This is a genomic window from Pseudomonas akapageensis (assembly GCF_011355085.1).
In the GTDB taxonomy this organism is placed as follows: domain Bacteria; phylum Pseudomonadota; class Gammaproteobacteria; order Pseudomonadales; family Pseudomonadaceae; genus Aquipseudomonas; species Aquipseudomonas akapageensis.
In genome coordinates this window covers 21,950-48,037 of sequence record NZ_VXCP01000040.1, presented here as the reverse complement: position 1 = coordinate 48,037, position 26,088 = coordinate 21,950, and the positions used below count along the sequence as shown (strand labels likewise).

At 61.8% G+C, this 26,088-nt stretch carries 30 protein-coding genes; 12 read left to right on the top strand and 18 right to left on the bottom strand.

What is annotated here, in order from left to right; genetic code table 11:
• Window position 1: 1 nt before the first annotated feature.
• Both F2S13_RS23355 and F2S13_RS23350 read left to right on the top strand, forming a co-directional pair.
• Window positions 2-1,384: a DUF1329 domain-containing protein gene (locus F2S13_RS23355; protein WP_166365291.1), complete on the top strand. Its 1,383-nt coding sequence runs from the start codon at window positions 2-4 to the stop codon at window positions 1,382-1,384.
• A gap of 55 nt (window positions 1,385-1,439) precedes the next feature.
• A complete protein-coding gene (locus F2S13_RS23350; RefSeq protein ID WP_166365289.1) occupies window positions 1,440-2,390 on the top strand; it encodes a 5'/3'-nucleotidase SurE in 951 nt (316 codons plus the stop codon).
• A gap of 127 nt (window positions 2,391-2,517) precedes the next feature.
• On the opposite strand, the gene F2S13_RS23345 is transcribed toward F2S13_RS23350, so the two are convergent.
• Together F2S13_RS23345 and F2S13_RS23340 are read right to left on the bottom strand one after the other, a co-directional pair.
• Window positions 2,518-3,627 carry a 3,4-dihydroxy-2-butanone-4-phosphate synthase gene (locus tag F2S13_RS23345; RefSeq protein ID WP_166365287.1) on the bottom strand — a complete coding sequence of 370 codons (1,110 nt, stop codon included), beginning with the start codon at window positions 3,625-3,627 and terminating at the stop codon, window positions 2,518-2,520.
• 14 nt (window positions 3,628-3,641) lie between these two features.
• Window positions 3,642-4,568, bottom strand: a complete 927-nt coding sequence (locus F2S13_RS23340; protein ID WP_166365285.1) for an alpha/beta hydrolase — start codon at window positions 4,566-4,568, stop codon at window positions 3,642-3,644.
• 202 nt (window positions 4,569-4,770) lie between these two features.
• Here F2S13_RS23340 and F2S13_RS23335 point away from each other — a divergent pair, with 202 nt between their 5' ends.
• From F2S13_RS23335 to F2S13_RS23320, 4 genes are all read left to right on the top strand, one after another.
• Window positions 4,771-5,814, top strand: a complete 1,044-nt coding sequence (locus tag F2S13_RS23335) for a 3-ketosteroid-9-alpha-monooxygenase, oxygenase component (RefSeq protein WP_166365283.1) — start codon at window positions 4,771-4,773, stop codon at window positions 5,812-5,814.
• A gap of 128 nt (window positions 5,815-5,942) precedes the next feature.
• The gene (locus F2S13_RS23330; protein ID WP_166365281.1) at window positions 5,943-7,073 is read left to right on the top strand and encodes a helix-turn-helix transcriptional regulator; all 1,131 of its coding nucleotides are present in this window, start codon (window positions 5,943-5,945) and stop codon (window positions 7,071-7,073) included.
• 248 nt (window positions 7,074-7,321) lie between these two features.
• Window positions 7,322-7,870 (top strand): ADP compounds hydrolase NudE, encoded by a 549-nt coding sequence (gene nudE / locus F2S13_RS23325; protein WP_166365279.1) that lies wholly within the window; start codon window positions 7,322-7,324, stop codon window positions 7,868-7,870.
• Window positions 7,871-7,975: 105 nt separating this feature from the next.
• A complete protein-coding gene (locus F2S13_RS23320; RefSeq protein WP_166365277.1) occupies window positions 7,976-8,140 on the top strand; it encodes a hypothetical protein in 165 nt (54 codons plus the stop codon).
• Between the two features lie 154 nt (window positions 8,141-8,294).
• Here the strand turns inward: F2S13_RS23320 and dmpG are convergent, their stop codons facing one another.
• The 4 genes from dmpG to F2S13_RS23300 are packed head-to-tail and all read right to left on the bottom strand — an operon-like array spanning window position 8,295 to window position 11,875.
• Complete coding sequence (dmpG, locus tag F2S13_RS23315) at window positions 8,295-9,317, bottom strand: 4-hydroxy-2-oxovalerate aldolase (protein ID WP_166365275.1); 1,023 nt, start codon at window positions 9,315-9,317, stop codon at window positions 8,295-8,297.
• Between the two features lie 13 nt (window positions 9,318-9,330).
• A complete protein-coding gene (locus tag F2S13_RS23310) occupies window positions 9,331-10,239 on the bottom strand; it encodes an acetaldehyde dehydrogenase (acetylating) (protein WP_166365273.1) in 909 nt (302 codons plus the stop codon).
• A 20-nt stretch (window positions 10,240-10,259) separates the two neighbouring features.
• On the bottom strand, window positions 10,260-11,051 hold the full coding sequence (locus F2S13_RS23305; RefSeq protein WP_166365271.1) for a fumarylacetoacetate hydrolase family protein: 792 nt from the start codon (window positions 11,049-11,051) through the stop codon (window positions 10,260-10,262).
• A complete protein-coding gene (locus F2S13_RS23300; protein WP_166365269.1) occupies window positions 11,048-11,875 on the bottom strand; it encodes an alpha/beta fold hydrolase in 828 nt (275 codons plus the stop codon). Before F2S13_RS23300 ends, F2S13_RS23305 begins: the two co-directional genes overlap by 4 nt.
• A gap of 162 nt (window positions 11,876-12,037) precedes the next feature.
• Here F2S13_RS23300 and F2S13_RS23295 point away from each other — a divergent pair, with 162 nt between their 5' ends.
• Both F2S13_RS23295 and F2S13_RS23290 read left to right on the top strand, forming a co-directional pair.
• Window positions 12,038-12,811 carry an SDR family oxidoreductase gene (locus tag F2S13_RS23295; protein ID WP_166365267.1) on the top strand — a complete coding sequence of 258 codons (774 nt, stop codon included), beginning with the start codon at window positions 12,038-12,040 and terminating at the stop codon, window positions 12,809-12,811.
• A gap of 32 nt (window positions 12,812-12,843) precedes the next feature.
• On the top strand, window positions 12,844-13,347 hold the full coding sequence (locus tag F2S13_RS23290; protein ID WP_166365265.1) for an SRPBCC family protein: 504 nt from the start codon (window positions 12,844-12,846) through the stop codon (window positions 13,345-13,347).
• Here the strand turns inward: F2S13_RS23290 and F2S13_RS23285 are convergent.
• Genes F2S13_RS23285 through F2S13_RS23255 form a run of 7 tightly spaced genes read right to left on the bottom strand, consistent with a single transcriptional unit; the run spans window position 13,323 to window position 19,009 of the window.
• Window positions 13,323-13,757: a nuclear transport factor 2 family protein gene (locus tag F2S13_RS23285; RefSeq protein ID WP_166365263.1), complete on the bottom strand. Its 435-nt coding sequence runs from the start codon at window positions 13,755-13,757 to the stop codon at window positions 13,323-13,325. The two genes, F2S13_RS23290 and F2S13_RS23285, sit on opposite strands and share 25 nt — an antisense overlap.
• Entirely contained in the window at window positions 13,754-14,143 is a 390-nt protein-coding gene (locus F2S13_RS23280; RefSeq protein WP_166365261.1) for a steroid Delta-isomerase, read from the bottom strand. Before F2S13_RS23280 ends, F2S13_RS23285 begins: the two co-directional genes overlap by 4 nt.
• A gap of 9 nt (window positions 14,144-14,152) precedes the next feature.
• Entirely contained in the window at window positions 14,153-15,355 is a 1,203-nt protein-coding gene (locus tag F2S13_RS23275) for an acetyl-CoA C-acyltransferase (RefSeq protein WP_166365259.1), read from the bottom strand.
• 31 nt (window positions 15,356-15,386) lie between these two features.
• Window positions 15,387-15,845, bottom strand: coding sequence for a MaoC family dehydratase (locus tag F2S13_RS23270; RefSeq protein ID WP_166365257.1), 459 nt, complete (start codon window positions 15,843-15,845; stop codon window positions 15,387-15,389).
• A 2-nt stretch (window positions 15,846-15,847) separates the two neighbouring features.
• Window positions 15,848-16,630 carry an SDR family oxidoreductase gene (locus F2S13_RS23265; RefSeq protein ID WP_166365255.1) on the bottom strand — a complete coding sequence of 261 codons (783 nt, stop codon included), beginning with the start codon at window positions 16,628-16,630 and terminating at the stop codon, window positions 15,848-15,850.
• 16 nt (window positions 16,631-16,646) lie between these two features.
• Complete coding sequence (locus tag F2S13_RS23260) at window positions 16,647-17,840, bottom strand: acyl-CoA dehydrogenase family protein (RefSeq protein WP_166365253.1); 1,194 nt, start codon at window positions 17,838-17,840, stop codon at window positions 16,647-16,649.
• Window positions 17,837-19,009 carry an acyl-CoA dehydrogenase family protein gene (locus tag F2S13_RS23255; RefSeq protein WP_166365251.1) on the bottom strand — a complete coding sequence of 391 codons (1,173 nt, stop codon included), beginning with the start codon at window positions 19,007-19,009 and terminating at the stop codon, window positions 17,837-17,839. The genes F2S13_RS23260 and F2S13_RS23255 overlap by 4 nt, the downstream gene beginning before the upstream one ends.
• Before the next feature lie 533 nt (window positions 19,010-19,542).
• Here F2S13_RS23255 and F2S13_RS23250 point away from each other — a divergent pair.
• Window positions 19,543-19,848 (top strand): DUF3077 domain-containing protein, encoded by a 306-nt coding sequence (locus F2S13_RS23250; RefSeq protein ID WP_166365249.1) that lies wholly within the window; start codon window positions 19,543-19,545, stop codon window positions 19,846-19,848.
• Between the two features lie 145 nt (window positions 19,849-19,993).
• Here the strand turns inward: F2S13_RS23250 and F2S13_RS23245 are convergent, their stop codons facing one another.
• Together F2S13_RS23245 and mdaB are read right to left on the bottom strand one after the other, a co-directional pair.
• Window positions 19,994-20,890 carry a LysR substrate-binding domain-containing protein gene (locus tag F2S13_RS23245; RefSeq protein ID WP_166365247.1) on the bottom strand — a complete coding sequence of 299 codons (897 nt, stop codon included), beginning with the start codon at window positions 20,888-20,890 and terminating at the stop codon, window positions 19,994-19,996.
• Between the two features lie 67 nt (window positions 20,891-20,957).
• The gene (mdaB, locus tag F2S13_RS23240; protein ID WP_166365245.1) at window positions 20,958-21,548 is read right to left on the bottom strand and encodes an NADPH:quinone oxidoreductase MdaB; all 591 of its coding nucleotides are present in this window, start codon (window positions 21,546-21,548) and stop codon (window positions 20,958-20,960) included.
• Window positions 21,549-21,744: 196 nt separating this feature from the next.
• Between mdaB and F2S13_RS23235 the strand changes: the two genes are divergently transcribed.
• Window positions 21,745-22,059, top strand: a complete 315-nt coding sequence (locus F2S13_RS23235; protein ID WP_166365243.1) for a putative quinol monooxygenase — start codon at window positions 21,745-21,747, stop codon at window positions 22,057-22,059.
• 2 nt (window positions 22,060-22,061) lie between these two features.
• On the opposite strand, the gene F2S13_RS23230 is transcribed toward F2S13_RS23235, so the two are convergent.
• A complete protein-coding gene (locus F2S13_RS23230; RefSeq protein ID WP_166365241.1) occupies window positions 22,062-22,397 on the bottom strand; it encodes a type 1 fimbrial protein in 336 nt (111 codons plus the stop codon).
• A gap of 164 nt (window positions 22,398-22,561) precedes the next feature.
• Here F2S13_RS23230 and F2S13_RS23225 point away from each other — a divergent pair, with 164 nt between their 5' ends.
• Entirely contained in the window at window positions 22,562-22,993 is a 432-nt protein-coding gene (locus tag F2S13_RS23225) for a hypothetical protein (protein WP_166365239.1), read from the top strand.
• A gap of 101 nt (window positions 22,994-23,094) precedes the next feature.
• Window positions 23,095-23,439, top strand: a complete 345-nt coding sequence (locus F2S13_RS23220) for a cupin domain-containing protein (RefSeq protein ID WP_166365237.1) — start codon at window positions 23,095-23,097, stop codon at window positions 23,437-23,439.
• 126 nt (window positions 23,440-23,565) lie between these two features.
• Here the strand turns inward: F2S13_RS23220 and mmsB are convergent, their stop codons facing one another.
• Both mmsB and F2S13_RS23210 read right to left on the bottom strand, forming a co-directional pair.
• A complete protein-coding gene (gene mmsB, locus F2S13_RS23215; RefSeq protein WP_166365235.1) occupies window positions 23,566-24,453 on the bottom strand; it encodes a 3-hydroxyisobutyrate dehydrogenase in 888 nt (295 codons plus the stop codon).
• Window positions 24,454-24,464: 11 nt separating this feature from the next.
• Window positions 24,465-25,988, bottom strand: coding sequence for a CoA-acylating methylmalonate-semialdehyde dehydrogenase (locus F2S13_RS23210; RefSeq protein ID WP_166365233.1), 1,524 nt, complete (start codon window positions 25,986-25,988; stop codon window positions 24,465-24,467).
• Window positions 25,989-26,088: the final 100 nt, after the last annotated feature.

The window sequence follows — 26,088 nt, the reverse complement described above, 5'->3', positions numbered from 1 at the left end:
CATGTCTAGAATCACTCACACATGGATGCGCACTACCCTGGCCGTGGCCCTGCTCGGCAGCAGCCTGGCCCTGCAGGCCAAAGTCAGCAACGAAGAAGCCGCACGCCTGGGCCAGGACCTGACCCCGATGGGCGCGGAAAAAGCCGGCAATGCCGATGGCAGCATTCCGGCCTGGACCGGTAAATGGCGCGGCCTGCCACCGGGACTCAAGTTCGGTGGTGTCGGCACGTCATACCCGGATCCGTACGCGTCGGAAAAACCCTTGTTCACCATCACCGCGCAGAACATGGATCAGTACGCCGCCAACCTCACCGACGGCCAGAAAGCCCTGTTCAAGCGCTACCCGGACTCCTTCAAGATGCCGGTTTACCCGAGCCATCGCGATTTCCGGGTCGATCAGACCACTGAAGAGGACATCAAGAAAAACGCCGTCACCGCCGAAGCCACCAACGACGGCAACGATACCAACAATGCTTTCGGCGCCTCGCCGTTCCCGATCCCGAAAACCGGCAACGAACTGATCCTCAACCACACCATGCAAGGGCGTGCCCGCACCGAAGAGGCCGTGTACCAGCAGGCGGTGATCTATCCCGACAACAACCGGGTAATGGAAAAGGTCGACTACAAGATTTTCTCGGTGTGGTCCGACCCGCAAAAGAACCTGGACTCTTCGGGCGGGATCCTCTCGCACTTCTTGCTCACCACCCTGGAGCCGGTGCGCAAGAAAGGTGAGATTGTCGTCGGCCACGAGTTCATCAACGCCACCGCCGAGCCTCGCCAGGCCTGGCAATACACCCCGGGTCAACGCCGCGTGCGCCGCGCGCCGACCGTGGGCTACGATTCGCCAAGCGGTGCGGGCGGTTTCCGTGTCTATGACGAAGACCGTCTGTTCAACGGCGCGCCGGATCGCTACAACTGGTCCATCGTCGGTAAAAAAGAAATCTACATTCCGTACAACAACTACAAGATCGACGAGCCTGACGTAAACGTCGAAAAGGTCCTGTCGACCACTGGCCACATCAACCCCGATGTCATGCGCTACGAGAAACACCGCGTCTGGGTGGTACAGGCCACGCTCAAGCCAAACGCACGGCACATCTATGCCAAGCGTGTGATCTACCTGGACGAGGACAGCTGGGCAGCCACCCTGGCAGACAACTACGACAGCCGTGGGCAACTGTGGCGCACCAACATGCAGACCTCGATCTACGCCTACGACATCCAGCGCTTCCATGCCCGCCTGGGCATCTACCATGACCTGATCGTGGGCTCCTATCTCGTCGACCGCATGCTGGTCGATCAGAAACCTGCCAAGCTCAATGCCAGCAACTTCGTCGACGACGACTTCACCGCCGGCAACCTGCGCAAGCTCGGTACCCGCTAAACCCCGCCGCCCCGGCCGACTCGTTCGGCCGGGGCGCGCCCTTTCGGAGACCTCCATGAACAAACTGCTCACTGGCGTCATTGCCATGGCCAGTGCCGGCCTCACGCTGCAGGCCAATGCCTTGAACATTCTCCTGACTAACGACGACGGTTGCCGCGCTCCGGGCATCAATGCGATGTACCAGGCGCTGACGGCGGCCGGCCACCAGGTGACCCTGGTCGGCCCGTTGAACGACAGCAGCGGCATCAGCGCCGCCAGCGTGGTCAGCCCGGGGCAGGCCCTGGCCGTGACCGAGCTTGATGCGCACAAATTCTGTGTCGGCCCGCCCGAGGGCTACACCCCGCCTGCAGGCAAGACCTCCGCCATTGGCACACCGGTGGATGCGGTCAACGTCGGCCTCGACGTACTGCTCAAGGATAACCGTCCGGACCTGGTGGTGTCGGGCACCAACTTTGGCGAAAACGTCGGCCCGCTGACGCAAATGTCCGGCACCCTGAACGCTGCCGTGCGCGCCATGTTCAAGGGCGTGCCGGCCGTGGCCGTTTCCACCGCGATCGACATGGAGCTGATCATGCGCGATCAGCAGGCCGGCTACCGCAAGACCCTCGACGCCATGGATGACACCGCGCAGTTTGCCGTGCAGGTGATCCAGAAGGCCGTGGCGGCAGGCGCAGCATCCAAAGGAAAATTGAACGTTCTCGGCTTGCCCGGCAGCAACGGGTTGAACATCAACTACCCGGCCCTGGCTGCAGCAGAAGTCAAAGGCGTCAGCTACGCCCCGATCGGCACCTGGGATCGCGTCAATTTCACATCCGTGCGCGGCGGCGATGGCATCGTGCGCGCCAATCTGGTTGCGCCTCCGACGCCGACGGCCGAACAGCAGCAGGCCGATGCCTATCAGTTGTGGCAGGGGAATGCGGTGATTACGGTGATTGATGGGGGGATGACGGCGCCTGGCGAATTGCAGGAGCAAGCCCGAGAGATGCTGAACGGCATCAAGCCCTGATTACATATTGCAGGCGGCCGCTTTGCGGCCGATCGCGGGCAAGCCAGCTCCCACAGGGTTGGGCGGTGCATTTTCCCTGTGGGAGCTGGCTTGCCAGCGATCGACCGCGCAAGCGGTCGCCATACAATCACTCTGTCAAAGCCTGAAAAGGCACAAACTCAGTCACTTCCAGATCAAACCCCGCCACAGCCTTGTAAGGTATGGGCGAGCTGAGCAAGCGCATCTTGCGCACATTCAGATCGCGCAGGATCTGCGCACCGATGCCAACCGTGCGTTGCGGAAACTGCGGCGGCCGGGGCTTGCCGCCACTGCGATGACGCAATTGCTCGAGCACCCCTTCCGGGGTTTCCTTCTGCGCCAGCAACACCACCACGCCACAGCCGGCCGCTGCAATGCTGGCCAGCGAACGCTCCAGGTTCCACTGCTGCGGCCCGCCTTCGGTCTCGCAGCCCAGGGCATCACGCAGCGTCTCGATGCTTTGTACCCGCACCAGCGTCGCTTCGCTGCTGCTGATGCGTCCCTTGACCAGCGCCAGGTGCAATTGGCCCTGGTAGGTGTCCTGGTAAGTCATCACCTGGAATTCACCGTGGCGCGTATGCAAGGGATAGACACCCGAGCGATGGATGGTCCCTTCATGACAGATGCGGTAGTGAATCAGGTCGACGATGCTGCCGATGCGTAATCCATGCTCTCTGGCGAATGCATGCAACTCGGCACCCCGCGCCAGTTCACCCTCTTCGTTGAGGATGCTCACCAGCGTTGCTGCCGGCTGCAAGCCGGCCAGGCGGGTCAGGTCGCAGGCGGCTTCCACATGCCCGGCGCGCTGCATGACGCCGCCCGACAAGGCCTGCACCGGAAAGATGTGACCTGGCTGGACCAGATCGGTGGGGCCACTGCCCGGGGCCACGGCAACCTGAATCGAGCGAGCCCGATCGGCAGCCGAGATGCCCGTGGATACACCGGTGGCTGCCTCGATCGACCGGGTGAAGCCCATGCCATGGGATGCCCTTGAATTGGGCACCATCAAGTCCAGGCCGAGCACGCCGCAGCGCTGTTCGGTCAAGGCCAGGCAGATCAACCCGCGCGCCTGCACGGCCATGAAGGTCACTGCCGCCGCATCGACCTGCTCGGCCGCCATCAGCAATGAGCCTTCACCATTGTTCTCGTCATCGGTAATGACCACCATCTCGCCGGCACGCAAGGCTTCGATCAGCTGTGGCACGCTGTCGAACTGCACACTCGCCGCGCCGTTCAATTGAGCGCCCTGCGCACGTCGGCAGCCGCAGCTGCCAGTGCCTGAGCTGCGCGCTCAACGAATGGCGCCATGCTGATAAAACCATGCACCATGCCGTCGCAACGTTCGACACGTGTCGGCACGCCGCCCTCCAGCAGGCGCTGGGCAAATGCCTCGCCCTCGTCGCGCAACGGATCGAACTCAGCGGTGATCAGGGTCGTGGGAGGCAACCCTGTCACAGAATCGGCAGCCAGCGGAGAGGCCAGGGGATCGTCGATTTGTCCGGGTTCCACAAGGTACTGCTGCCAGAACCAGCCCATCATCGCCCGCGAAAGCAGGTAACCCTCGGCGAATGCCTGGTAAGACGCACTGTCGCAGCGGCCATCGGTCACCGGATAGAAAAGGCACTGGTAACTGATCTTCGGCCCCTGCCGTTGCGCCGCCTGGCGGCTCACGGCCAGCGCCAGATTGCCCCCGGCACTGTCACCGGCGACGGCCAGGCGACGGCCATCAAAACCCAGCTCAGCGGCGTGTTCGACCAGCCAGCAGGTCGCAGCAAAGCAATCGAGCGGTGCTGCCGGGAACCTGGCTTCCGGTGCCAGCCGGTAGGCGACCGACACCACCACTGCCCCGACCTGCTTTGCCAGGGAACGGCAAAGATCGTCATGGGTGTCGAGGGTGCCGATCACGAAGCCGCCACCATGGAAGAACACCAGTAGCGGCAAGTCTTGCTGATCCAGTGGCCGGTACAGGCGCGCATCTAGTTCACCCTCGGCACCGCCTACGCGCAGGTCGCGCACTTCGGCCATGGTTTCGCCGGGAACGGGGGCCAGCATGTTGTCGGCGAACTGACGATAGTGCACGGCATCAAGCGTGCTGTAGTCCGGCTCCGGCGCGGCACTGAATTGCTGGAGCACAGCGGCGATCTGACTGTCGAGCGGCATGGGCGCCTCCTTGAATCGAGTCTTTGGGAACATTGGGTGTCGCCAGTAGAGCCGCCCACCGTCAAGCAGCCATCGTCCGTTCAGACGATGCCCTCCTGCGCAGGCGCGGCAGAATCCCTTGTGTGCACAAGCGCTACCTGCCGACTTGCCTGAGTCAGAGCCCGAGGTAGCCCAACCCGTGATACCTCCGGAGAACAAAAAGATGAGTACCCTGCACCGCATCGAAACAAAACTGCTGGAAGACCGCTATGCCCGTGGCTGGCACTGCCTGGGCCTGGCCGCGCAATACCGCGACGGCAAGGCCCATCGCCTGGACGTGTTCGGCACCCGCCTGGTGGCCTTCCAGGGCGATGACGGGCAACTGAACATTCTCGACGGCTATTGCCCACACATGGGCGCCGATCTGAGCACCGGCTGCGTCGAAGGCAACTCGATCCGCTGCCCGTTTCACTCCTGGCGCTGGGGCGCCGATGGCGTCTGCGATGACATTCCCTATGCCAAGCGCATTCCACCACGGGCCAAAATCAAAAGCTGGCCGATCATGGAAGAAAACCAGTTGCTGTTCATCTGGAACGACCCCGAAGGCAACCCGCCGATCGCCGAGCAGCGCATCCCGCGTATCGATGCGTGCTTCAACGACGAATGGGCTGTGTGGGAAGTCGCCGAGCTGAAAATCGATACAAACTGCCGCGAGCTGATCGATAACATCGCTGACATGGCGCACTTCGATACGGTGCATGGCACCGATCTGGACGAGTTCAGCAACGTCTTTCAGGGTCATACGGCAACTCAATTCATGCGCGGTACCAGCGCGCGCCTGTCCGGCGACAGTGAACTGAGCACCGTGGCCACCTACTTCGGCCCCGCCTACCAGATCACTGAAATGACCGGCGCCATGAATGGCCAGGAAATCCACTCGATCCTGCTCAACTGCCATGTGCCGATCGACCTGGACAGCTTCACCCTGCGCTACGGCGTACTGGTGAAAAAGATCCCGGGGCTCAGCGAAGAGCAGAACCAGGCGATGGCCAAGGCTTACGTGGAGCAGGCACAGGAAGCCTTCTACGAAGACGTGGCCATCTGGCACACCAAGACCCGGGTCGACAACCCACTGCTGTGCGATGGCGACGGCCCGGTGTATCAACTGCGTCGCTGGTACGAGCAGTTCTACACCGACGTCGCCGCACTGCCGGTCGATGTCGAAGAAACCAAGCGGTTTGTCGTGCGCGCCCGCGAACGCGTCTGACACCGGCTGCGCGGTCTGACGGGCACACCTGTTGCGCCCGTCAGGCCCCGTGCCAGGGCGCTGCGCTGGGTCGAAGACGGCGCTTGTTCTCGACCCTTGCCAACGCCAACAATAAAAACGGTTCTCCTATGCAGCAGTCCCTCAGCCTCAAGACATTCAGTGAATTGGTCGGCAACCTCTATCAGGGGCCGCTGGAGAACATTCCCTGGGCGACCTTCCTCAACCAGCTCAATGTTTACCTGCAAAGCAAGTTCGTGACCTTCATCCTGCGCCCGCCGAGTGCTCAGGTGGACGGGCTGATGGTCAATACCACCGGCACCTCGACCGAAGCGACGGCATCCTATAACAAACATTTTTTCACCCTCGACCCGTTCGTCGACCTGCCCAACCGCCAGGTCGTTACCCTGGCCGAATTCGTCTCCAACGACGATTGGCAAAACTGCGAGTTCTACAAGAATTTCATGGAGCCTGTGGATGTGTTCCAGGTCCTTGGCGCCGACATCAACACCTGCGACGGCGCCCAGTGCCGCATCCGCATCAGTCGCGGCCGCGACGACAAGGCCTTTGGCGATGAAGAGAAGGCCTTGCTGGCGGAGTTCATTCCGCACCTGGAACGCTCGATCAAGATCCACATGCAGCTCAACCGTATCGAAGCCGAACGCAACCTTTATGCCGGTGCGGTGGATCAAATGGCAGTGGGTACCATCATCCTCGACGAAGCCGGCAAAGTGCTGCAGACCAACCAGGTTGCTGACCGGCTGATCCAGGAAAAAGACGGGATCAAACTGGTCAACGATGGCCTGCAGGTCGGCACGGCCCGTGATACCCAGGAGTTTCGCCGCCTGGTGAAACAGTCGCTGCTCTCGCAAAAAAGCAGCAACCCCTCGGTGGTCGAAGCCCTGCGCGTGCAACGGCCTTCGGGGCGCGCGGACCTGGGCATCATCGTCCGCTCGGTACCGTTGGCGGCCTGGAGCGAAGGCAAACAGTGCCCGACGGTGGTGATCTTCATCAGCGACCCGGAACAACAATCCAGCGCCCCACAAGAGATCGTCCGCGCCCTGTTCGACTTCACCCCGGCCGAAACCCAGCTGGCGATGCTGCTGGCCAACGGCCTGACCCTGGACGAAGCCTCCGAGGAGCTGGGCATCAGCCGCAACACTTCACGGGCACACCTGCGCTCGACGTTCTCCAAAACCGGGGTGACTCGCCAGACCATGTTGGTGCGGTTGATCCTGCGCAGCGTGGCGACGCTTGGATAATGCAGGCAAGGGTCATGCTGACCTTCTGTGGGAACTGACCTCCTGTGGGAGCTGGCTTGCCAGCGATGCAGGCGACGCGGTCTGTCTGGAACACTGCGGTGATGCTATCGCTGGCAAGCCAGCTCCCACAGGGATTTATGTTTAGACACGTCAGCCTTGGACGCCATCGTCCGCTTGGACGATGGCGGCCGCCGGACCTCGGCGCACAGTAGAGACTTCCAAACCTTCCCCACAGCGGGGGGCAGCACATGCGCAACTGTCCGACCATCCTCAAGACCGAACTGCTGGCCGAAAGCGGCCATTTCCAGATCGAAGCCCTGCACCTGCAATTCAGCAATGGCCAGCAACGCGTCTATGAGCGCCTGCGCGGCACCGGCTACCGCTCGGTGATGCTGGTGGCGATGCCCGATCCGTTGCATGTGTTGATGGTTCGCGAATATGCCGTGGGCGTGGAGAAAACCGTGCTGGGCCTGCCCAAGGGCGGCGCCGAACCGGACGAGGATTATCTGCAGGCGGCGCAACGCGAGCTGATCGAAGAAGTCGGACTGCGCGCCGGACGACTCAGCGAGCTGGGCGAGTTGACCCTGGCGCCCGGGCATCTGTGTCATCGCTACAGGGTGGTCCTGGCCGAAAATCTGAGTCCCTGCCAGCTGGACGGCGACGAGCCAGAGCCACTGGAGTGCATTCGCGTACCCCTGGCGCAGATCCCCGACCTGGTCGCCCGTGGCGAGCTGCATGAGGCCCGGGCGATTGCTGCGCTGTTCATGGCCATGGGTGCCCTGGCCAGGCGTGGATGAGCCGCTGATCGGCCGCTGTGGCGCATAGTCCGTTTGGACGAGGCCGTTTTCTGGCGAGGGCAATAAGGTGATTTCACAACAATAAAATCAGTACCGAGGCTCGCCATGCGAATCCGTTCCTACGCCTTTCTGGTCCTCCTCTGCGCCGGCAGTTCTGCCAGCCTGTGCCAACTCATCAAGAATGAACCCTATCGCATTACCAGCCTCAGCAGTTGCGCCAGCATGAACATCGCTTGTTATCCACCCGTGGTACGCAACCTGATGCCCTGAGAATTGTGCAAGTCGACGCGGAGCGTCTGGCAAGGCATTCCCACGCAGAGCGTGGGAACGAGAAAAAAGAAGCCGTGGGAGCGGCCCTGGTCGCGAAGGTCGGATGCGACTCCAGACCTTTCGCGACCAGGGTCGCTCCCACGGCAAAAAGGTTTCAGCCCCGTGCGCGTGACAGGGTCAGCGCCAGGTCTTCGATCATGTCTTCCTGCCCACCCACGGTTCCGCGACGACCCAGCTCCACCAGCAGGTCGCGGGCAGCGATGCCGTACTTCTGCTCGGCGCGCTTGGCGAACAACAGGAACGAGCTGTAGACACCGGCGTAGCCCAGGGTCAGCGCATCGCGGTCGAGGCGGATCGGATGGTCCATCATCGGCACCACCAGGTCCTCGGCGACATCCATGATCCGGTACAGGTCGATGCCGCTGTTGACGCCCATGCGTTCGAGCACCGCAACGAACACTTCCAGCGGCGTGTTACCGGCGCCGGCGCCCAGCCCGGCGACCGAACCGTCGATCCGAGCAGCCCCTGCCTCGATGGCTGCCAGCGAGTTGGCAATCGCCATGCCCATGTTGTGGTGGCCGTGGAAACCGACTTCGGTGCCGGCATTCAAGCCTGCACGCAGGACGCCGATTTTCTCGCTGACTTCATCGGGCAGCATGTAGCCGGCCGAGTCGGTGCAGTAGATGCAGTTGGCGCCGTAGCTTTCCATCAGACGGGCCTGCTCGAGCAGTTTTTCCGCGCTGACCATGTGCGCCATCATCAGGAAGCCAACGGTATCCAGCCCCATCTTGGCCGACATGCCGATGTGCTGGCCGGAGACATCGGCTTCAGTGCAGTGAGTGGCGACACGAATGGTCGAAACACCGTGTTCATGGGCCATTTTCAGATGGTCGAGGGTGCCGATGCCTGGCAGCAGCAGCGCGGATACCTTGGCCTGCTTGAGCTTCGGGATCACCGCCGAGAAATATTCCTCGTCGCTGTGGGCCGGAAAGCCGTAGTTCAACGAAGCACCACCGAGGCCGTCGCCATGGGTGATCTCGATCAGTGGCACACCTGCGGCATCAAGTCCGGTGGCCACCGCGATCATCTGCTCCAGACTGATCTGATGCTGTTTGGCGTGCATGCCGTCGCGCAGGCTCATGTCATGCAGACGGACGCTCTTACCTTGCAAATTCATGGCAGTTCTCCACTCAACGGGCGGGCAGTTGCAGGGCGCCCTTGTGGGCTTCTTCGGCGAACATCTCGGCAGTACGCAGACCGGCGGCGGTCATGATGTCGAGGTTACCGGCGGATTTGGGCAGGAAGTCGCCGAGGCCTTCGACCTCGATAAAGATCGACACCTTGCGGCCATCGAAGACCGGCCCGTTGATCAATTTGTAGCCAGGTACGTAGCGCTGCACTTCCTTGACCATCTCCAGCACCGAGGTACGGATGGCGTCCTGGTTCGGCTCTTCATCGGTCAGGCAGTGAATGGTGTCGCGCATCATCAGCGGCGGCTCGGCCGGGTTGATGACGATGATTGCCTTGCCGCGCCGTGCACCACCGATCTTCTCGACGGCGCCAGCGGTTGTGCGGGTGAATTCATCGATGTTCTGGCGAGTGCCCGGGCCCACGGAACCGGAAGACACAGTAGCGACGATCTCACCGTACGCCACTGGCTGGACCCGCGACACGGCCGCGACCATGGGAATGGTCGCCTGGCCGCCACACGTCACCATGTTGACGTTCAGCGCCAGGGAAGCCGCGTGCTCCTTGAGGTTCACCGGCGGCACACAGAACGGGCCGATGGCCGCCGGGGTGAGGTCGATCATGATCACGCCCAGCTCATTGAGCTTGCGGCTGTTTTCGGCATGTACGTAAGCCGAGGTGGCATCGAAGGCAATGCGGATATCATCGTCGAGCACATGGGGCAGCAGCCCGTCGACACCACCGGCAGTGGTTTTGATCCCCATTTCCCGAGCGCGCTTGAGGCCTTCGGATTCAGGGTCGACGCCGACCATCCAGACCGGCTCGATCCACTCCGATCGACACATTTTCATCAGCAGGTCGGTGCCGATATTGCCCGGGCCGATAATGGCCGCTCTCAGTTTCTTGCTCATTGAAATTACTACCCCGCAAGTCAGGCGCAGAAGGACACCCGGGCACTGCCCAGGCCGTCGATGGTCAGGGAAAAGCTGTCGCCGGCACGCGCTGGCTCCAGCGGCACCAGTGAACCGGAAAGGATGATTTCACCGGCCTTGAAGGGAATGCCGAAGGCTCCCAGGGTGTTGGCCAGCCAGGCCACGGCAGTCAGCGGGTTGCCTTGCACCGCAGAGCCCAGGCCTTCGCTGATCTGCTCACCGTTCTTGAACACCTTCATGTGCAGGTTGGGCAGGTCCAGCTCGCGTGGGTCGACCTGGGTATCGCCCAGTACGAACACGCCGCAGGAGGCGTTATCGGCCACGGTGTCCTGAATACGGATGCGCCAGTCGTGAATCCGCGAGTCGACGATTTCGAAGCACGGCATCACGTACTCGGTGGCCGCCAGCACGTCGGCTTCGGTGACACCGGGGCCGACCAGGTCGTGCTTGAGCTTGAAGGCGATTTCGCCTTCGGCGCGCGGCTGGATCAGCTTGTTGGCGGACAGGGAAATCTGTGCGCCATCGGCGAAAGACATCTCCTTGGTGATAAAACCAAAGTCCGGCTGATGCACATTGAGCATCCGCTGTACCGCCGTCGAGGTCACCCCGATTTTCTTGCCGACGATGCTGTCACCCGCGGCCACGCGGCGTTCGATGCTGTAGAGCGATATGTGGTAGGCATCTTCGATGCTGATCTGCTCCCAGCGCTCGGTCAGCGGCGCCAGCGTCTTACCGCTCAGCAGTGCCTGATAAAGCTCTTCGCCATACTGGCGGCGCAATTGCTCGCTCATGGGCGGGCCTCCTCAAGGAACGCCAGGCATTCGCGGTTGAACAATTCACGGTGCTCGACCATGACCCAATGGCCACATTCGCTGAGCATGATGAAGCGGATCCGGCTGCAGGCAGCCAGCATCGTCTGCGCCCCGGAAGCCGGGCAGAACTTGTCGTTCATGCCCCAGAAACCCAGAATGGGGCATTGCAACTCGGCCAGACGCGACGCCATGTTCGGCACCTGCATGGTCGACAGCACGCAGGTCGGCTGCTGCTGGACCACGGCGACCCGCTCAGCGACGGTCTCATCGCTGATCAGCGACGCATCGAACAATTGCAGGCTGAGCAGGCGGCGCATCCCCGCGGCATCGTTCAACTCGCCATTGGCAAAGGCGGCGCCCATCTTCTGGATGCCTTCCATCTGCAGGTAATACTGCTCTTTTTCCATCAGGCCGCCGGGGGCCATCAGCACCAGTCGGCTGACCCGCCCAGGCTGCTCCAGCGCCAGCTTGATGGCGATGGCGCCGCCCAGCGAGTTGCCCACCAGCACGCAGCGCTGGATATCCAGGGCATCGAGCAAACCGCTCAAGGCGCCGACGAAGAAGTCCAGGGTGTAGAGGGTTTCCGGCTTGTCCGACGCACCATAGCCTGGCAGGTCCGGGACGATGACGCGGTAGCCGGCTTCGGCGAGCACCGGATAATTCTGCTTGAAGTTGCTGTGGCCGCTGGCACCCGGGCCACTGCCATGAATGAAGACCACCGGCTCGCCCGCGCCGATGTCCTGGTAATGCAGCTGCAATCCATCGGGCAACGTTACGAAGTGCCCTTGCGCTGATGCGCCCATGAGGTGTCCTCCCGGCCTGTTGTTGTACCGGGATTATTCCGAGGGGGCCTGAATGCAACATCGTCCGACAGGACTACGCAGCCATAGTCTTTTTGGACGTTGGCGCAGGCCCCACCCCACCCTAGCATCGGCCACATTCCCGATTGATAGAACGAGGCAGCCATGCACGATCCGATGGACTTTCGCGGTAAAGTGGTACTGGTCACCGGCGGCGGCAAGGGTGTCGGTCGCGGCATCAGCCAGCGCTTTCTCGAGTGTGGGGCCGAGGTGGTGATTTGTGGTCGCCAGGCACCCGATACATTGCCGGCTCATGCCGGCCGCGAGGCGTGCTTCCTGCCCTGCGACCTGCGCGATGTGGAGCAGGCTCAGCAGTTGATCGATGCCCTGGTCGAGCGCTTCGGGCGCCTCGATGTACTGGTCAACAATGCCGGTGGCGCTCCGTATGCCGACGCTGCAACCGCTTCGCCACGCTTTTCCGAGTCGATCATCCGCCTCAATCTGCTGGCGCCACTGAACCTCAGCCAGATGGCCAACCGGGTGATGCAGGGGCAAGCCGAAGGCGGTGCGATCATCAATATCTGTAGCGTCAGCGCGGTCCGCCCTTCCCCGGGGACGGCGGCCTATGGCGCAGCCAAGGCCGGTTTGTTGAACCTGACCCGTTCGCTGGCGGTAGAGTGGGCACCCAGGGTGCGCGTCAATGCGGTCATTGCCGGGCTGATTCTCACCGAGCAGGCCGCCATGCATTATGGCGATGAAACCGAGATCGCCCGGGTGGCCGCGACCATTCCGTTGCAACGCATGGCGGCCCCTGAAGATATCGGTGATACCTGCCTGTACCTGGCTTCGCCACTGGCACGTTATGTCAGCGGCGCTGATCTGGCCGTGCATGGCGGCGGCGAACGCCCGGCGTTTCTCGATGCTGCCAAATCCCACTGAGCTCTTAACCCGTAAAGAATGGAACGTTTTCAATGCCAGCCATCGCCAGCCACAGCGTCCTGCTCGACCTCACCCCGACCGCAGCCTGGGTCAGGCTGCGTGACCTTAGCCTCGCTCCACATTACGTGCCCGGCCTGACCGGTTGCCAGTTCCACCCTGGCAATCACGAAGGGCTCGGCGCCAGCCGCCGGGTGTTTCGCAAGGGCGGCCAGTGGCTTGATGAAAGCGTGGTGCAGTGGCAGGAAGGCGAAGGCTTCGTGCTGGTCCTGCACAAGGGCAATGGCGGTGCGCCCTTCCCTTTCCGTCAGGCCAGCTTCCACTATGCCTTGCAGGCCGAGGGCGAAGCCACACGCATGACCACCAGCATGCATTACTGCCTGCGTGGTGGTCGTCTGGTGGAGTGGTTATTGCGCAAGGCGTTCGCCAAGGTGGTGCGACAGATCGCCGAGAACCTCAAGGCCTACTACGAAAGCGGGGCGACCCAGAACCCCGCCTTTGTTGATGCCAACCTTCAGGGCCGCGCTACTTCAGAGTGAGCCTTGAAGGCGGTCGCGACGATCTTCCAGCTGCCGGCGATGCGCCGGTAGCGATCCTGATAGAAACCGCCCAACTGCCGGGTCGCCCCGCTTTCACCGTCGAGATTGAAGTACCACAGCGCCCAACGGCCCTGGGCCTCCTCCTCGTTCAGCAGTTCGATCTCCGGGTTGGCACCGTGGTGCAGGTCGATCACCCGCGCATGGCAGGCCAGCTCGCGGTACAGCGCAACGAAGCTGTCGCGTTCACGGAAAATCCCCAGCGGGCCATAGTCGATCAGCACTTCGCCCTCGGCGAAGCAGTCGGCAATGGCCTGCACGTCCTTGAGGTCGCAGGCGTTGAGGTAGCGGTGCTTGAGCTGGCGAATGTCTTCCAGCGCTTCCAGGCGAGCAATACGTTGTTCCAGATTCATGCTGACTCCTGCGCGGTCACGTTGACCTCGCTCCAGTAGGCTTTCATCGAGCGGATCTTTCCTGCCGCATCGAACTCCATTACATCGATCACATGGATCGAGCAGGCTTGCCCGCCCCATTCCAGGTCCACGCGAAACGGTACTGCCCCACAACTGTTATGGGTGGCCCGCACGGGGCCCGTGAGCACCGCCGAGGCATTGCTGACACCCAGGCCTTCACGGTAGAAACGGGCGATCTCGGCGATGCCGTGAAATGCAGGTTTACCCACCGGGTCTTCGACCACGGCATCCTCGGCATACAGCGCGACAATGGCGTCGATGTCACCGGCATCGACCAGCTCGACATAGCGCGTCATGGCCGCTTGAACTTCTTGTGGGCTGAGCATTGCCTTCTCCTAGACCACTTCGAACAAGGCAGCAGCACCCATGCCGCCACCGATGCACATGCTCACCACCACATAACGCAGACCGCGACGCTTGCCCTCGATCAAGGCATGACCCACCATCCGCGCGCCGGACATGCCGAACGGGTGGCCGATGGCAATGGCGCCGCCGTTGACGTTCAGGCGCTCATCGGGAATGCCCAGGTTGTCGCGGCAGTACAGCACCTGGCTGGCGAAGGCTTCGTTCAACTCCCAGAGGCCGATGTGGTCCACGGTCAGGCCGTGGCGCTTCAGCAGTTTCGGGATCGCATAAACCGGGCCGATGCCCATCTCGTCGGAGTTGCAGCCGGCCACAGCCAGACCACGATAGATGCCCAGCGGCTCCAGCCCGCGCTGCTCGGCCAGCTTGGCGCTCATCAGCACCGACGCCGATGCACCGTCGGACAACTGCGAAGCGTTGCCGGCGGTGATGAAACGTCCTTGCTCGCTCCATTGGCCACCCTGCCAGACCGGCTCCAGGGCGCTCAGGCTTTCCCGGGTGGTGTCGGCGCGATTGCATTCATCGCGCAGCAGGGTGACGTTTTCATAGCGGGTCTCGCCGCTGGCCTTGTCGAAAATCGACTTGCGCGTGGTCAGCGGGGCCATCTCGCGATCGAACAACCCGGCGTTCTGGGCCAGGGCGGTGCGCATCTGGCTCTGGTAGCTGTACTCGTCCTGTTCCTGACGGGAAATGCCATAGCGCTGGGCGACGATTTCCGCCGTCTCGATCATCGGGATATAGGCACGCGGGTCCAGCTCGATCACCGCGCTGGACTGATTGCGGTAGAGGTTCTTGTGCTTGTTCTGCACCAGCGAGATCGACTCCAGGCCACCGGCGACGGCGATGTCGATTTCGTCGCAGATGATGCCCTTGGCCGCCATAGCGATGCTCATCAGGCCCGAGGCGCACTGACGCTCCACTGCCATCCCGGCCACCGAGGTCGGCAAGCCGCCGGCGATGGCGCACAGCCGTCCGAGGTTGTAGGACTGAGTGCCCTGCTGCGCGGCGGCACCGATGATCACATCGTCCACCTCAGCCGGATCGATGCCTGCGCGGCGTACCGCTTCGCGCACCACATGACCGCCCAGCGTGGGGGCTTCAGTGTCGTTGAAGGCACCGCGAAAGGCTTTGCCGATCGGTGTGCGGGCGGTGGAAACGATGACGGCTTCTTTCATGCTGGATTCCTCGAATGGCTAGGCGGATGGATCAGGCGGGGTAGTAGCGGCTGATGGTGTCGACCACGCAGCCGGGACGCTCCTGGCCTTCAATCTCGATGGTGACGCGGGTGGTCGCCTGGACCCCGCCCTTGACCTCCTCGACTGCAACCAACTGAGCGCTGCCGCGAACGCGCGAACCGACCGTCACGACATTGGGAAAGCGCACCCGCTCGCAACCGTAATTGACGCCCATGGCAATGCCACGCACCTCGACGATCTGCGGCAGAAACAGATTCACCAGGGCCAGGCTCAGGTAGCCATGGGCGATGCAGGCGCCGAAGGGGCCGCTGGCGGCCTTGACCGGGTCCACGTGAATCCACTGGTGATCGCCACTGGCTTCGGCGAACAGATCGATGCGCTCCTGCTCGATACTCAGCCAATCGCTGACGCCAAGGTCCTGGCCCACGGCCCCGGCCAGGGCAAACGGCGTGTCGAAAATACGTGCCATGCTCAAGCCCTCTGGCTGGAAACCGACAACACTTCGCCGGTCATGTAGGAGCTGTAATCGCTGGCCAGGAACATCATCACGTTGGCCACTTCCCACACCTCGGCGGCACGGCCGAAGGCTTCGTTCGCCGCGAGCTTGTCGAGCACTTCCTGGGGCGCGGAGCGGCGCAGAAAATCGTGCAGGGCAATGCTCGGGCTGACCGCATTGATGCGGATGCCGTATTCGGCGGCCTCAACCGCGGCGCAGCGGGTCAAGGCCATGACCCCGGCCTTGGCTGCGGCGTAATGCGATTGTTCTTTCTGGGCGCGCCAGCCCAGCACCGAGGCGTTGTTGACGATGACGCCGGCACGACGCTCCATCATTTTGGGCAGCATGGCGCGGGTCATGCGCATGGTGCCGGTGAGGGTCACGTCGAGGACGCGGTTCCACTCTTCGTCGCCCATTTCCACCAGCAGGCGCGATCCGCCCAGACCTGCGTTGTTGATCAGCACATCGACCCCGCCCAGATCGCGTTCGGCACAGGCAATCAGATGCTGCACCTGGGCTTCATCGGTAACGTTGCAAACCTGGCCAAAGACCTGCTGCAACCCCGTTGCTTCACGAACTTTCAGCACGGCCTCTTGTAAGCGGCCCTCGTGAATATCGCTGATCATCAGCGCCCGACAGCCTTCTTCGGCGGCGCGCAAGGCGGCGGAAAAACCGATACCGGCACCGGCGGCGGCGGTGATCAACACCGACTTGTCACGCAACAGGCCACGGCCCGGCACATAGTTGGGAACGGACATGGGCAAACTCCTCAGGTCAGGGGCGCAGACGCGGCTCTTTGGGCATACCCAGGGCGCGCTCGGCGATGATGTTGCGCTGGATCTCGTTGCTGCCGCCGTACAGGGTGTCGGCACGGCTGAACAGATACAGCGATTGCAGGCGGGTCAGCTGATAGGGCGCGGCCTCGAGCAGTTCCGCTCCGGCGCCAAGCACGTCCATGGCGAGCTTGCCGAGGTTGGCGTGCCAGGTGGACCAGAACAACTTGTAGATGGTCGCCTCTTTGCGCAGGGCGCCGTCCTGTGCGCCGGAAAGCATGCGCAGCGAGTTGTAGCGCATGATCCGCAATCCGCTCCAGGCCTCGGCCAGGCGCTGGCGCAGGATCGGATCGCGGGCGGCACCGTTGGCCTTGGCGATGGCGATGATCTCGCTCAGTTCGTTCTGAAACTGCATCTGCTGGCCAAGGGTCGAGACCCCGCGCTCGAATCCGAGCAAGGCCATGGCAATCTTCCAGCCCTCGCCCGGCGAGCCGACGATGTTCGCAGCGTCGGTGCGGGCGTTGTCGAAGAACACTTCGTTGAATTCCGAGGTGCCGGTCATCTGCTCGATGGGTCGCACGGTGATGCCGGCCTGATCCATGGGCACCAGCAGGAACGACAGGCCACGGTGACCGACACTGCCGGGCTCGGTGCGGGCGATGACGAAGCACCAGTCCGACTCATGGGCCAGCGAGGTCCAGACCTTCTGCCCGTTGATGATCCAGTTGCTGCCGGTCTCATCCAGCGCCGCACGAGTCTTGACGTTGGCCAGGTCCGAACCTGCGCCCGGTTCGGAGTAACCCTGGCACCAGAACGCCGTGCCGCTGACGATGCCCGGCAGAAAGCGCCGCTTCTGATCTTCGCTGCCGAAGGCGGCGATGGTCGGCCCGGCCAGCCCTTCGCCGATATGACCCATGCGCCCGGGGCCACCGGCACGCGCGTACTCTTCGTTGAAGATCACCTGCTGGCTGATCGACAGACCGCGTCCGCCATGCTCAGGCGCCCAGCCAACACAGGTCCAGCCGCCGCTGGCCAGCTTGCGCTCCCAGGCTTTACGCTCTTCGGGGAACATATGCTCGTCGCCCGGGCCGCCACGAAAGCGCAGTTGCTCGAACTCGCCGCAGAGATTGGCGGCCAGCCAGTCGGCCACCTCCTGGCGGAAGCGCTCATCCTGCTCGCTGAAACTGATCTTCATGGCTGCTCCCCGAGAATCACACTGGCGATCCGCTCACGGTGCCAGGCCGGTGCGCCGAGAAAGCTTTCGCTGGCGCGGGCGCGTTTGAAATAGAGATGCGGGTCGTATTCCCAGGTAAAGCCGACGCCGCCATGGAGCTGGATCGACTCGGCTGCACAGTGAAAATAGGTTTCCGAGCACTGGGCCTTGGCCAGTGCCGAGGCCAGCGGCAACTCGGCGGCGACCTGGCCGTCGCCTTGTGGGTCGAGTACTTCCTGGGCGACGCAAGCGGCGTAGTAACTGGCCGAGCGGGCACACTCGACCTGCAGCATCATGTCGGCGGCACGGTGCTTGAGCGCCTGGAAGCTGGCGATCGGCCGACCGAACTGCTGGCGCTCCTGCATGTAGGCCACGCTCAGGTCGAGCACTTGCTGGGCACCACCGGTCTGCTCGGCCGCAAGACCGATGCAGGCCAGCTGCAGAACACGCTCCAGGTCCGGCCAGCCCGCGCCGAACTCGCCCAGCAGGGCGTCAGCACCCAGGTACAACCCATCGAGTTGTATACGCGCCAGGCGCCGCGTCTGGTCCATGGTCGGCAACCACTGACGTTCGATCGCCGCGTGGGTGGCATCCACGGCGAACAGGCTGATGCCCGCCTCGCCCGTGGAGCCTGGCGTACGCGCAGCGATGATCAACAGATCAGCACTGTGTCCGTCGATCACATGGCTGAACGTACCATTGAGCACGTAGCCTTCACCTTCGGCGATCGCTGTGGCATGGACGTCTTCGGCACTCCAGCCGTTGCCACCGGTGAAGGCCAGTGTCGCGGTGACGCTGCCGTCGGCGATGCCTGGCAGCCAGGCGTTTTTCTGCGCCTCGTTGCCAGCCAGCAGCAAGGCTGGCGTGGCCATGCAGGCCGTGGCGAAGAACGGCGAACAGAGCAGCCGCCGGCCCATCTGCTCCAGCAGGATCGTCAGCTCCACAAAGCCCAGACCAAGCCCACCGAACGCTTCGGGGATATGGATGGCGGGCCAGTACATCTCGCTGCACAGGCGCTGCCAGAGTTCGCTGTCATAACCTTGCTCGGTGACCATTGCCGCCCGAACCGCGGCACAGTCGGACACATTGGCGAGAAAACCTTCTGCCGATGCGCGAATCATTTCCTGCTCGTCGCTGAATGCAAATTCCATCGCGGCGCCTTTGCTATATGGCGGGTGCGCAGGGCGCAACACCCATTTCAGCAACGAGTGTGGCGTCAGGGGGCGGAGGGGGAATCGTTGGGGTCGCCTAGTCTGAAAGGAGGATGCAACCCCAAGACCTCGTTCCCACGCTCAGCGTGGGAATGCAGTGCAAGACGCTCCAGCGTCGGTGTGCCCGAGTGCAACGCAGAGCGTCGCCGGATGCATTCCCACGCGGAGCGTGGGAACGAGTAAGGGCTTACAGCGGCAGGCTTGCAAACCCCAATTCTCGGCGCTAAGGTACGCCGGTCGCTGCCAATTCAGCGACCGGATTTGACCGTCCGACTGAATCAAGGCGCATAAGCGCCCCAGACCTATTTCAGGCGCTTTTTCATGTCTGAAATATCGTGTCATGGCGGCTGTGCGTGGGATACCTTCGGGTATGCCGGGTTCCTTGATTCCCGGTCGGTCAACCCGCGTACAGCTGCCACCCTAACTCGTTTGACCGCGAGCGGTTGCAGCTCCACCAATCAAGGAGCTTCACCATGATCAAAATCGTCCCCGATCCACCGCTCACCACCCTTCAGAAAACCGTCACCACCCCCTTCGGCATCTGCGACGCGGGGCATGAGCCGCTGTTCGCCGTCCGCGCGGGCATTCCTGCCGAAGATGCCCTGGTACATGCTTCGCTGCTACTCAAGGGCGCCTGTGCGAGTACTGTTCAAGCCTGTGAAAAAGCAGCTACTGCCGAGAGCGGCCTGCTCTGGTTGACGCTGCATGCGATCGAAACCGCCAAGGCGCTGGTCGATGCGGTGGTTGATGGCGTTCAATGCGAAGAACATACCTCGTAGTGACGGCAGTGAAGTATTCGGGGCTCAAACGGAAGCCTTGAAGGCCTTGCGGCCCTATCGCTGGCAAGCCAGCTCCCACAGGATTCACCTTGACCTCTGTGGGAGCTGGCTTGCCAGCGATGAGGCCATGACATTCACCAAATTATCAAACTGAATAAATCGCCAACTTCTTCTGAATAAAATCCAGAAAACACTGAATCCGCAACGCCAGCTGCGAATTGCGGTAATACACCGCATGGATCGGCTGCCGATAACCATTGTTGGCCTCTGTCAGGATCACCTGCAGACGTCCGCTGCGAATGTCTTCATGGGTCATGAAGTGCGACAGGCAGACAATCCCCTCGCCGGCCAATGCCAGTTCGCGCAAGGTTTCGCCGCTGGACGCCGACAGCCCCGGCTGGATCAGCAAGCGATCGCCTTCGCTATGACGCAAGGGCCAGTGGTTGAGGGTTTCGGTCTGGGTAAAGCCCAGCAGCACATGCCCGGCCAGCGAATCGACGTCGGTTGGCGTGCCGTGCCGGGCCAGGTATTCGGGGCTGGCCAGGATGTTCAACGGGCTGCAGCCCAGCGAACGCGCGTGCAGGGTGGAGTCGGCGAGGTCGCCGATGCGGATCGCGATATCGGTACTCTGCTCGAGCAGGTCGATGATCAAATCATTGGTGTTGAGCTCCAGCTGGATTTCCGGATACAGCTGCCGAAACTCACCGATCCACGGCACGATGGCATGCAACATGAACGGCGAGGCCGCATTGATGCGCAGGCGTCCGGAGGGCGTCTGGTGCCGCAACGACAGGTGCTCCTCCAGCTCATCCATCTGCGCCAGGATCTGCTTGGCCCGCTCGAAGAAGAAACGCCCCTCCTCGGTCAGGTCCATGCGGCGCGTGGTGCGGTTGATCAGGGTGGTGTCGAGTTTGCTTTCGAGTCGCGAAAGCGTACGGCTGATGGCCGACGGGGTCTGGCCAATCTGCTCGGCCGCCGCGGAAATCGAGCCGCACTCGATCACCGAGACGAACACCTGCAACTCATCGGATCTGGCTTTCACTACACCCCCTTCTGGTCAGGACAGCGTTTGATAGTAGCTGTCCGGGAGGGATTTGAAACACCCGGGCTCAAACCGCAACGTCGAAGACCTTGGCCAGGTGCTGCTCATAGCGGGCCACGTCGGCTTCGATCGCCGGCTCTTTCATCACGTTGACGCTGAGGAAGGTCGGCAAGCCGGTCATGCCGAGGAACTGATTGGCCTTGTGGAACGGGAAGTACACTGCGTCCACACCCTTGCCCTCGAAGAAGTCGGTCGGGTCGTCGAACGCTTGCTGCGGCGCGTTCCAGGTGGCCGAGATCATGTACTGCTTGCCGTGAATCAGGCCGCCACTGCCGTATTTCTGCGAGGCGTCGGAACGGGTCCGGCCATCGTTGGCATAAAGGCTGCCGTGGCCTTGGGTAAAGACTTCATCGATGTACTTCTTCACGGTCCAGGGCGCGCCCATCCACCAGCCGGGCATCTGATAGATGATCACATCGGCCCAGAGAAACTTCTGCACTTCTTCGGCGATGTCGTAACCACCATCGATAAAGGTTTCCTTGACGTCGAAGCCGGCACGGTCCAGGAACGCCAGTCCGGCTTCGTGCAAGGTCGCGTTATAGCGACCGTCGGAGTGGGCGAATTGTTTACCACCGTTGAGCAACAGTACTTTTTTCATGGGATGCCTCATCTGCTGTTCAGTCCGGGTCGGTCTGGCCGAGCCTTGGGACTGATTGAATTTGGATGGCGGCATCTTAGGTGGCAGGCAGGTTGGGAAAAACCGGCTCCGGGGCAAAATACATTTGACCAAAACGCACGAATCAACCACTTATTCTTGCCATAAAATTTGAACCTCCAACGAACTGGAGATTCCCATGAGCGAGCAATACGGTTTCATTTTGCAGGCCAAGACCCGTCCGGAAAAAGCCGAGGCATTCGAAGCGCTGTTTCGCAGCTATGTAGAACCCAGCCGGGCCGAACCCGGCTGCATCGAATATCACATGCTGCGAGACCGGCAGGACCCGACCCTGTTCGTCTTCTATGAGATCTGGCAGTCCAAGGCCCATCTGGACGTGCACTCGGCCTTGCCACATATGCAGCGCTTCCATGAACAGCGCATGGACTACCTGGAGCGCGATTTCGATATCCAGTTGATCGAGATGCTCAGCCCGTCGTCCGCCAACCGTTGAATTCAGCGATAACTCAAGGTCAGTACCAGCAATTTTTTGGATTGAACCGATCCTGGTACAGGAATCAGCACTTGCGACTCACTCATGCTTATCGCGGCTGGCGCGTGAGTTGCTCGTGCATCATGGAGGCTGGCAACCGGCTGTATCGGACAGCCCGACATTTCGACCTGGAGGACTTGCTGGGGCCCCACACCCTGCAGCGAATGGGTGCGGACCTGGCAAGGCGGCTCGACAATCCTCCCTGTGAAATGAATCACTCCTGTTTCGGCGGCGATGGCCGCGTCAAAAAAACATAAACCCAATGCCAGAGCGCACAACCAACGGATTGTATTGATCATTGCAAAATCCCCAGGGCGTGCAGCCGGGAAGCAACGGCTGCGTCTCTCTTTGCAACGACCTGCGCCCGAAAAACTTAAGCATCTATTTTTTTGACCCTTGCAGGCGATTGGCTACAGTAGCTTTTACCCGCTACCGATCTGAAGTTTTTTCCAAGGAGAGAACTATGCAGCGTTTTGCCAATCCGTCGGATTACGTTTTGCAAGACAGGGAAGGGAAACAAGTCTATTTGCTTCCCTGGGAAAGAAGGATGTGTCCGGGGAACCCCACGGATGAACCGCAACAAGGCGCTCTGCGCTATAACAAATACATCCTCAGTTGCATGCATGGGCTGGAGCCCAAGTCACCGGTAGAGCGAATCGTCGAAATTGCGCATTGGTGCTTGCACGTGTCCGGCGAGCCGGCCAGGGCATTGGCGGACGATTTATCCGCCGCCTACTTGAACCGCTATCGCTTTCTGCTCGAAGACTTGCCTAAACATGACGAAGCATCCAGGGCCCATCGCGGGTTTCTGGCGTTCTGGACAGAGGAAATCAAAAAGCTGCCGTCCGCGACCGTGATGGCGTTGCGTGCCAGGGCTGCAGGTATCAAGCCTTAAGTCGTGTCGCGATTGGGACAACTGGGGGTCGAGTTCAGACAATTGAAGGCCGGGCCAGCCCGCTAGGGTGTGCTCTGTCATTCACTTTGCCTGGAACGCTCATGTCGAAATCTCTAGTTGTCCTGCGCGACACCCACCCATTGCCGGTACTCGATGCATGCAAATGGGAAAAGCTGGCCGGTGATCCGCACACCGTGAACCTGAATGCCTACACCAGCGAAGATGGCAGCAAGATCATGGGTACCTGGATCTGTACGCCAGGCAAATGGCGGGTCAATTACGAGAAGTGGGAGTATTGCCACTTTCAGGAAGGCTACTGCGTGATCACCCCGGATGGTCAGGAGCCGGTGCACCTGCGGGCTGGGGATATCTTTATCGTTGAACCGGGGATGCGCGGGACCTGGGAAGTGGTCGAGACTGTGCGCAAGTATTTTGTGTTTGCTTGATATCTGAAGGCCCTTCGGGCCTTGGCGCAGCCTGGCGGCAGCGGCTACACCGATTGCGGTATGCCGAACATTTGTAGCCGCTGCCGCAGGCTGCGCTGAGGTCCGCAGGACCTCCAAAAGCCCCGATTACTCCGGCTTGCGATACGCCTCAACAATAGCCGAGAAGTCCTTGCCCCCCTCCCCGCGCAAGCTCATCGCCTGATACAACTGCTGCGCCACCGCCCCCAGGATCACCGGCTGATGCGCCTGGCGCGCGGCCTCGGTCGCAAGCCCCAGATCCTTGAGCATCAATTCCGCACCAAACCCACCGGTATAACCACGCGAAGCAGGCGCCGTTTCGATAATGCCCGGCCAGGGGTTGTAGGTGTCCGAACTCCAGCAACGTCCGGTGGAGCTGTTGATAACGCCCGCCAGGACCTTGGTGTCGATCCCCAGGGCTGCGCCCAGGGCCATGGCCTCGGACACGCCGATCATCGAGATGCCCAGCAGCAGGTTGTTGCAGATCTTGGCGATCTGCCCGGTGCCGACAGCGCCGCAGTGCACGATATTGCGGCCCATTTGCCCCAGCACCGGTTGCAATTGCGCGAACAATTCGTCGGTTGCGCCAACCATGAAGGTCAGCGTGCCGGCCGCAGCCCCGCCGGTACCGCCGGAAACCGGTGCATCGGCCAGTGCTACGCCCTGCTTGGCCGCCGCAGCCGAAATTTGCTGGGCGGTCTGCGGGTCGATGGTGCTGCACTCGACTGCCGGGGTACCGGCCCGAATCCCGGCCAGTACACCGTCTTCGTTCAGGTAAACGCTGCGCACATGGGCCGCAGCCGGCAGCATGGTGATCACCAGCTCGCCGTCCCGCGCAGCCTCGCGCGGCGAGGCGCTGACGGTGCAACCCAACTCCTTGAACTCGGCCAGCACCGTTGTGTTCAGGTCGAACACATTCAACTGATGCCCGGCCTTGATCAGGTTGCGCGCCATCGGTGCGCCCATGTTGCCCAAGCCGATAAATGCGATACGCATGCTCGTTCTCCTTAACGCAGGTGGATGGTGGTGTTCACACCGTCGTTGACACTGTCATCGTCGAACCAGCGGCTGGTGACGGTCTTGGTCTGAGTGTAGAACTGCACCACTTGCTTGCCGTACGGGCCCAGGTCGCCGAGCTTGGAACCACGGGAACCGGTGAAGCTGAAGAACGGAACCGGTACCGGAATCGGAATGTTGATACCGACCTGGCCCACATCGATCTCGTTCTGGAACTTGCGCGCCGCCGCACCGCTCTGGGTAAACAGGCCGACGCCATTGCCGAAGGGGTTGCGGTTGACCAGGGCAATGGCTTCGTCGAGGGTGTCGACTTCCAGCACCACCAATACCGGACCGAAGATTTCCTTGGTGTAGATGTCCATGTCGGTTTTGACGCCGGAGAACAGGGTCGGCCCGATGAAGTTGCCTTCCTCGTAGCCAGGAACCGTGACTCCACGACCATCGAGTTCCAGCTTGGCGCCTTGCTTCACACCAGTTTCGATCAGGCTGAGGATGCGTTCCTTGGCCCGCTTGGAGATGACCGGGCCGACGTCAGTGCCGGGTTCGCTACCGGCGTTGACCTTGAGTTTTTCAGCCAGGGTCTTGAGTTCGGGCAGCCATTTGCGCGCCCCGCCCACCAGCACTGCCACCGAGGTGGCCATGCAGCGCTGACCGGCCGCGCCGAAGCCCGCGCCGACCAGTGCATTGAGGGTTTGCTCGCGATTGGCATCGGGCAGCACCACGGCGTGGTTCTTCGCGCCCATCATCGACTGTACTCGCTTGCCGTGCTTGCCGGCCAGGTTGTAGACGTGGGTGCCGACTTCAGTCGAACCGACGAAAGACACCGCCTTGATGTCCGGGTGGGTGCACAGCGCATCGACCACATCCTTGCCGCCATGCACAACGTTGAGTACGCCGGCCGGGATACCGGCTTCCAGCGCCAGCTCAACCAGCATCATGGTCGACAGCGGATCCTGCTCCGAAGGCTTGAGCACGAAGGTATTGCCGCAGACGATGGCCATCGGGAACATCCACAACGGGATCATGGCCGGGAAGTTGAACGGGGTGATGCCCGCGCAGACACCAATCGGCTGGCGCAAGGTGTAAGTGTCGACACCGCCGGCAACGTTCTCGGCGAACTCGCCGACCTGCAGGGTGCCGATCGAACAGGCGTGCTCGACCACTTCCAGGCCACGGAAGATGTCACCTTCGGCATCGGCGATGGTCTTGCCCTGCTCGGCGCTGAGGGTCATTGCGATACGCTTGGAGTGCTCGCGAATCAGTGCCTGCAATTTGAGCATGATGCGCATGCGCGCGCCGATCGGCGTGTCGCGCCAGGTTTTGAAAGCGCGCTGGGCGGCGGCAATCGCTGCCTCGACTTCTTCGTCGGTGGCGAACGGAACTTTCGCCAGGACTTCCTGAGTCGCCGGGTTGACGATGTCACGCCATTCACTGGTCTTTGACTCGACCCACTGGCCGTCGATCAGCAGTTTGACGTGTTCGACCTTCTGGCCGGCTTGGAGGGACGCGTTCATGAAAGTTCTCCTGGTTATTTTTGTGGAGATATCGAGCACTGGGGTGAGTGCTTGGTCATGTGTCTGTTTTGGAGTATAGATGTGCAAACATCTAATAAGT

What these genes read in the sequence shown, in the direction of transcription:
- F2S13_RS23355 (WP_166365291.1), top strand. Translation starts at nt 2, where the DNA reads ATGTCTAGAATCACTCACACATGGATGCGCACTACCCTGGCCGTGGCC.
- F2S13_RS23350 (WP_166365289.1), top strand. Translation starts at nt 1,440, where the DNA reads ATGAACAAACTGCTCACTGGCGTCATTGCCATGGCCAGTGCCGGCCTC.
- F2S13_RS23340 (WP_166365285.1), bottom strand. Translation starts at nt 4,568, where the DNA reads ATGCCGCTCGACAGTCAGATCGCCGCTGTGCTCCAGCAATTCAGTGCC.
- F2S13_RS23335 (WP_166365283.1), top strand. Translation starts at nt 4,771, where the DNA reads ATGAGTACCCTGCACCGCATCGAAACAAAACTGCTGGAAGACCGCTAT.
- F2S13_RS23330 (WP_166365281.1), top strand. Translation starts at nt 5,943, where the DNA reads ATGCAGCAGTCCCTCAGCCTCAAGACATTCAGTGAATTGGTCGGCAAC.
- nudE (WP_166365279.1), top strand. Translation starts at nt 7,322, where the DNA reads ATGCGCAACTGTCCGACCATCCTCAAGACCGAACTGCTGGCCGAAAGC.
- F2S13_RS23320 (WP_166365277.1), top strand. Translation starts at nt 7,976, where the DNA reads ATGCGAATCCGTTCCTACGCCTTTCTGGTCCTCCTCTGCGCCGGCAGT.
- dmpG (WP_166365275.1), bottom strand. Translation starts at nt 9,317, where the DNA reads ATGAATTTGCAAGGTAAGAGCGTCCGTCTGCATGACATGAGCCTGCGC.
- F2S13_RS23310 (WP_166365273.1), bottom strand. Translation starts at nt 10,239, where the DNA reads ATGAGCAAGAAACTGAGAGCGGCCATTATCGGCCCGGGCAATATCGGC.
- F2S13_RS23305 (WP_166365271.1), bottom strand. Translation starts at nt 11,051, where the DNA reads ATGAGCGAGCAATTGCGCCGCCAGTATGGCGAAGAGCTTTATCAGGCA.
- F2S13_RS23300 (WP_166365269.1), bottom strand. Translation starts at nt 11,875, where the DNA reads ATGGGCGCATCAGCGCAAGGGCACTTCGTAACGTTGCCCGATGGATTG.
- F2S13_RS23295 (WP_166365267.1), top strand. Translation starts at nt 12,038, where the DNA reads ATGCACGATCCGATGGACTTTCGCGGTAAAGTGGTACTGGTCACCGGC.
- F2S13_RS23290 (WP_166365265.1), top strand. Translation starts at nt 12,844, where the DNA reads ATGCCAGCCATCGCCAGCCACAGCGTCCTGCTCGACCTCACCCCGACC.
- F2S13_RS23285 (WP_166365263.1), bottom strand. Translation starts at nt 13,757, where the DNA reads ATGAATCTGGAACAACGTATTGCTCGCCTGGAAGCGCTGGAAGACATT.
- F2S13_RS23280 (WP_166365261.1), bottom strand. Translation starts at nt 14,143, where the DNA reads ATGCTCAGCCCACAAGAAGTTCAAGCGGCCATGACGCGCTATGTCGAG.
- F2S13_RS23275 (WP_166365259.1), bottom strand. Translation starts at nt 15,355, where the DNA reads ATGAAAGAAGCCGTCATCGTTTCCACCGCCCGCACACCGATCGGCAAA.
- F2S13_RS23270 (WP_166365257.1), bottom strand. Translation starts at nt 15,845, where the DNA reads ATGGCACGTATTTTCGACACGCCGTTTGCCCTGGCCGGGGCCGTGGGC.
- F2S13_RS23265 (WP_166365255.1), bottom strand. Translation starts at nt 16,630, where the DNA reads ATGTCCGTTCCCAACTATGTGCCGGGCCGTGGCCTGTTGCGTGACAAG.
- F2S13_RS23260 (WP_166365253.1), bottom strand. Translation starts at nt 17,840, where the DNA reads ATGAAGATCAGTTTCAGCGAGCAGGATGAGCGCTTCCGCCAGGAGGTG.
- F2S13_RS23255 (WP_166365251.1), bottom strand. Translation starts at nt 19,009, where the DNA reads ATGGAATTTGCATTCAGCGACGAGCAGGAAATGATTCGCGCATCGGCA.
- F2S13_RS23250 (WP_166365249.1), top strand. Translation starts at nt 19,543, where the DNA reads ATGATCAAAATCGTCCCCGATCCACCGCTCACCACCCTTCAGAAAACC.
- mdaB (WP_166365245.1), bottom strand. Translation starts at nt 21,548, where the DNA reads ATGAAAAAAGTACTGTTGCTCAACGGTGGTAAACAATTCGCCCACTCC.
- F2S13_RS23235 (WP_166365243.1), top strand. Translation starts at nt 21,745, where the DNA reads ATGAGCGAGCAATACGGTTTCATTTTGCAGGCCAAGACCCGTCCGGAA.
- F2S13_RS23230 (WP_166365241.1), bottom strand. Translation starts at nt 22,397, where the DNA reads ATGATCAATACAATCCGTTGGTTGTGCGCTCTGGCATTGGGTTTATGT.
- F2S13_RS23225 (WP_166365239.1), top strand. Translation starts at nt 22,562, where the DNA reads ATGCAGCGTTTTGCCAATCCGTCGGATTACGTTTTGCAAGACAGGGAA.
- F2S13_RS23220 (WP_166365237.1), top strand. Translation starts at nt 23,095, where the DNA reads ATGTCGAAATCTCTAGTTGTCCTGCGCGACACCCACCCATTGCCGGTA.
- mmsB (WP_166365235.1), bottom strand. Translation starts at nt 24,453, where the DNA reads ATGCGTATCGCATTTATCGGCTTGGGCAACATGGGCGCACCGATGGCG.
- F2S13_RS23210 (WP_166365233.1), bottom strand. Translation starts at nt 25,988, where the DNA reads ATGAACGCGTCCCTCCAAGCCGGCCAGAAGGTCGAACACGTCAAACTG.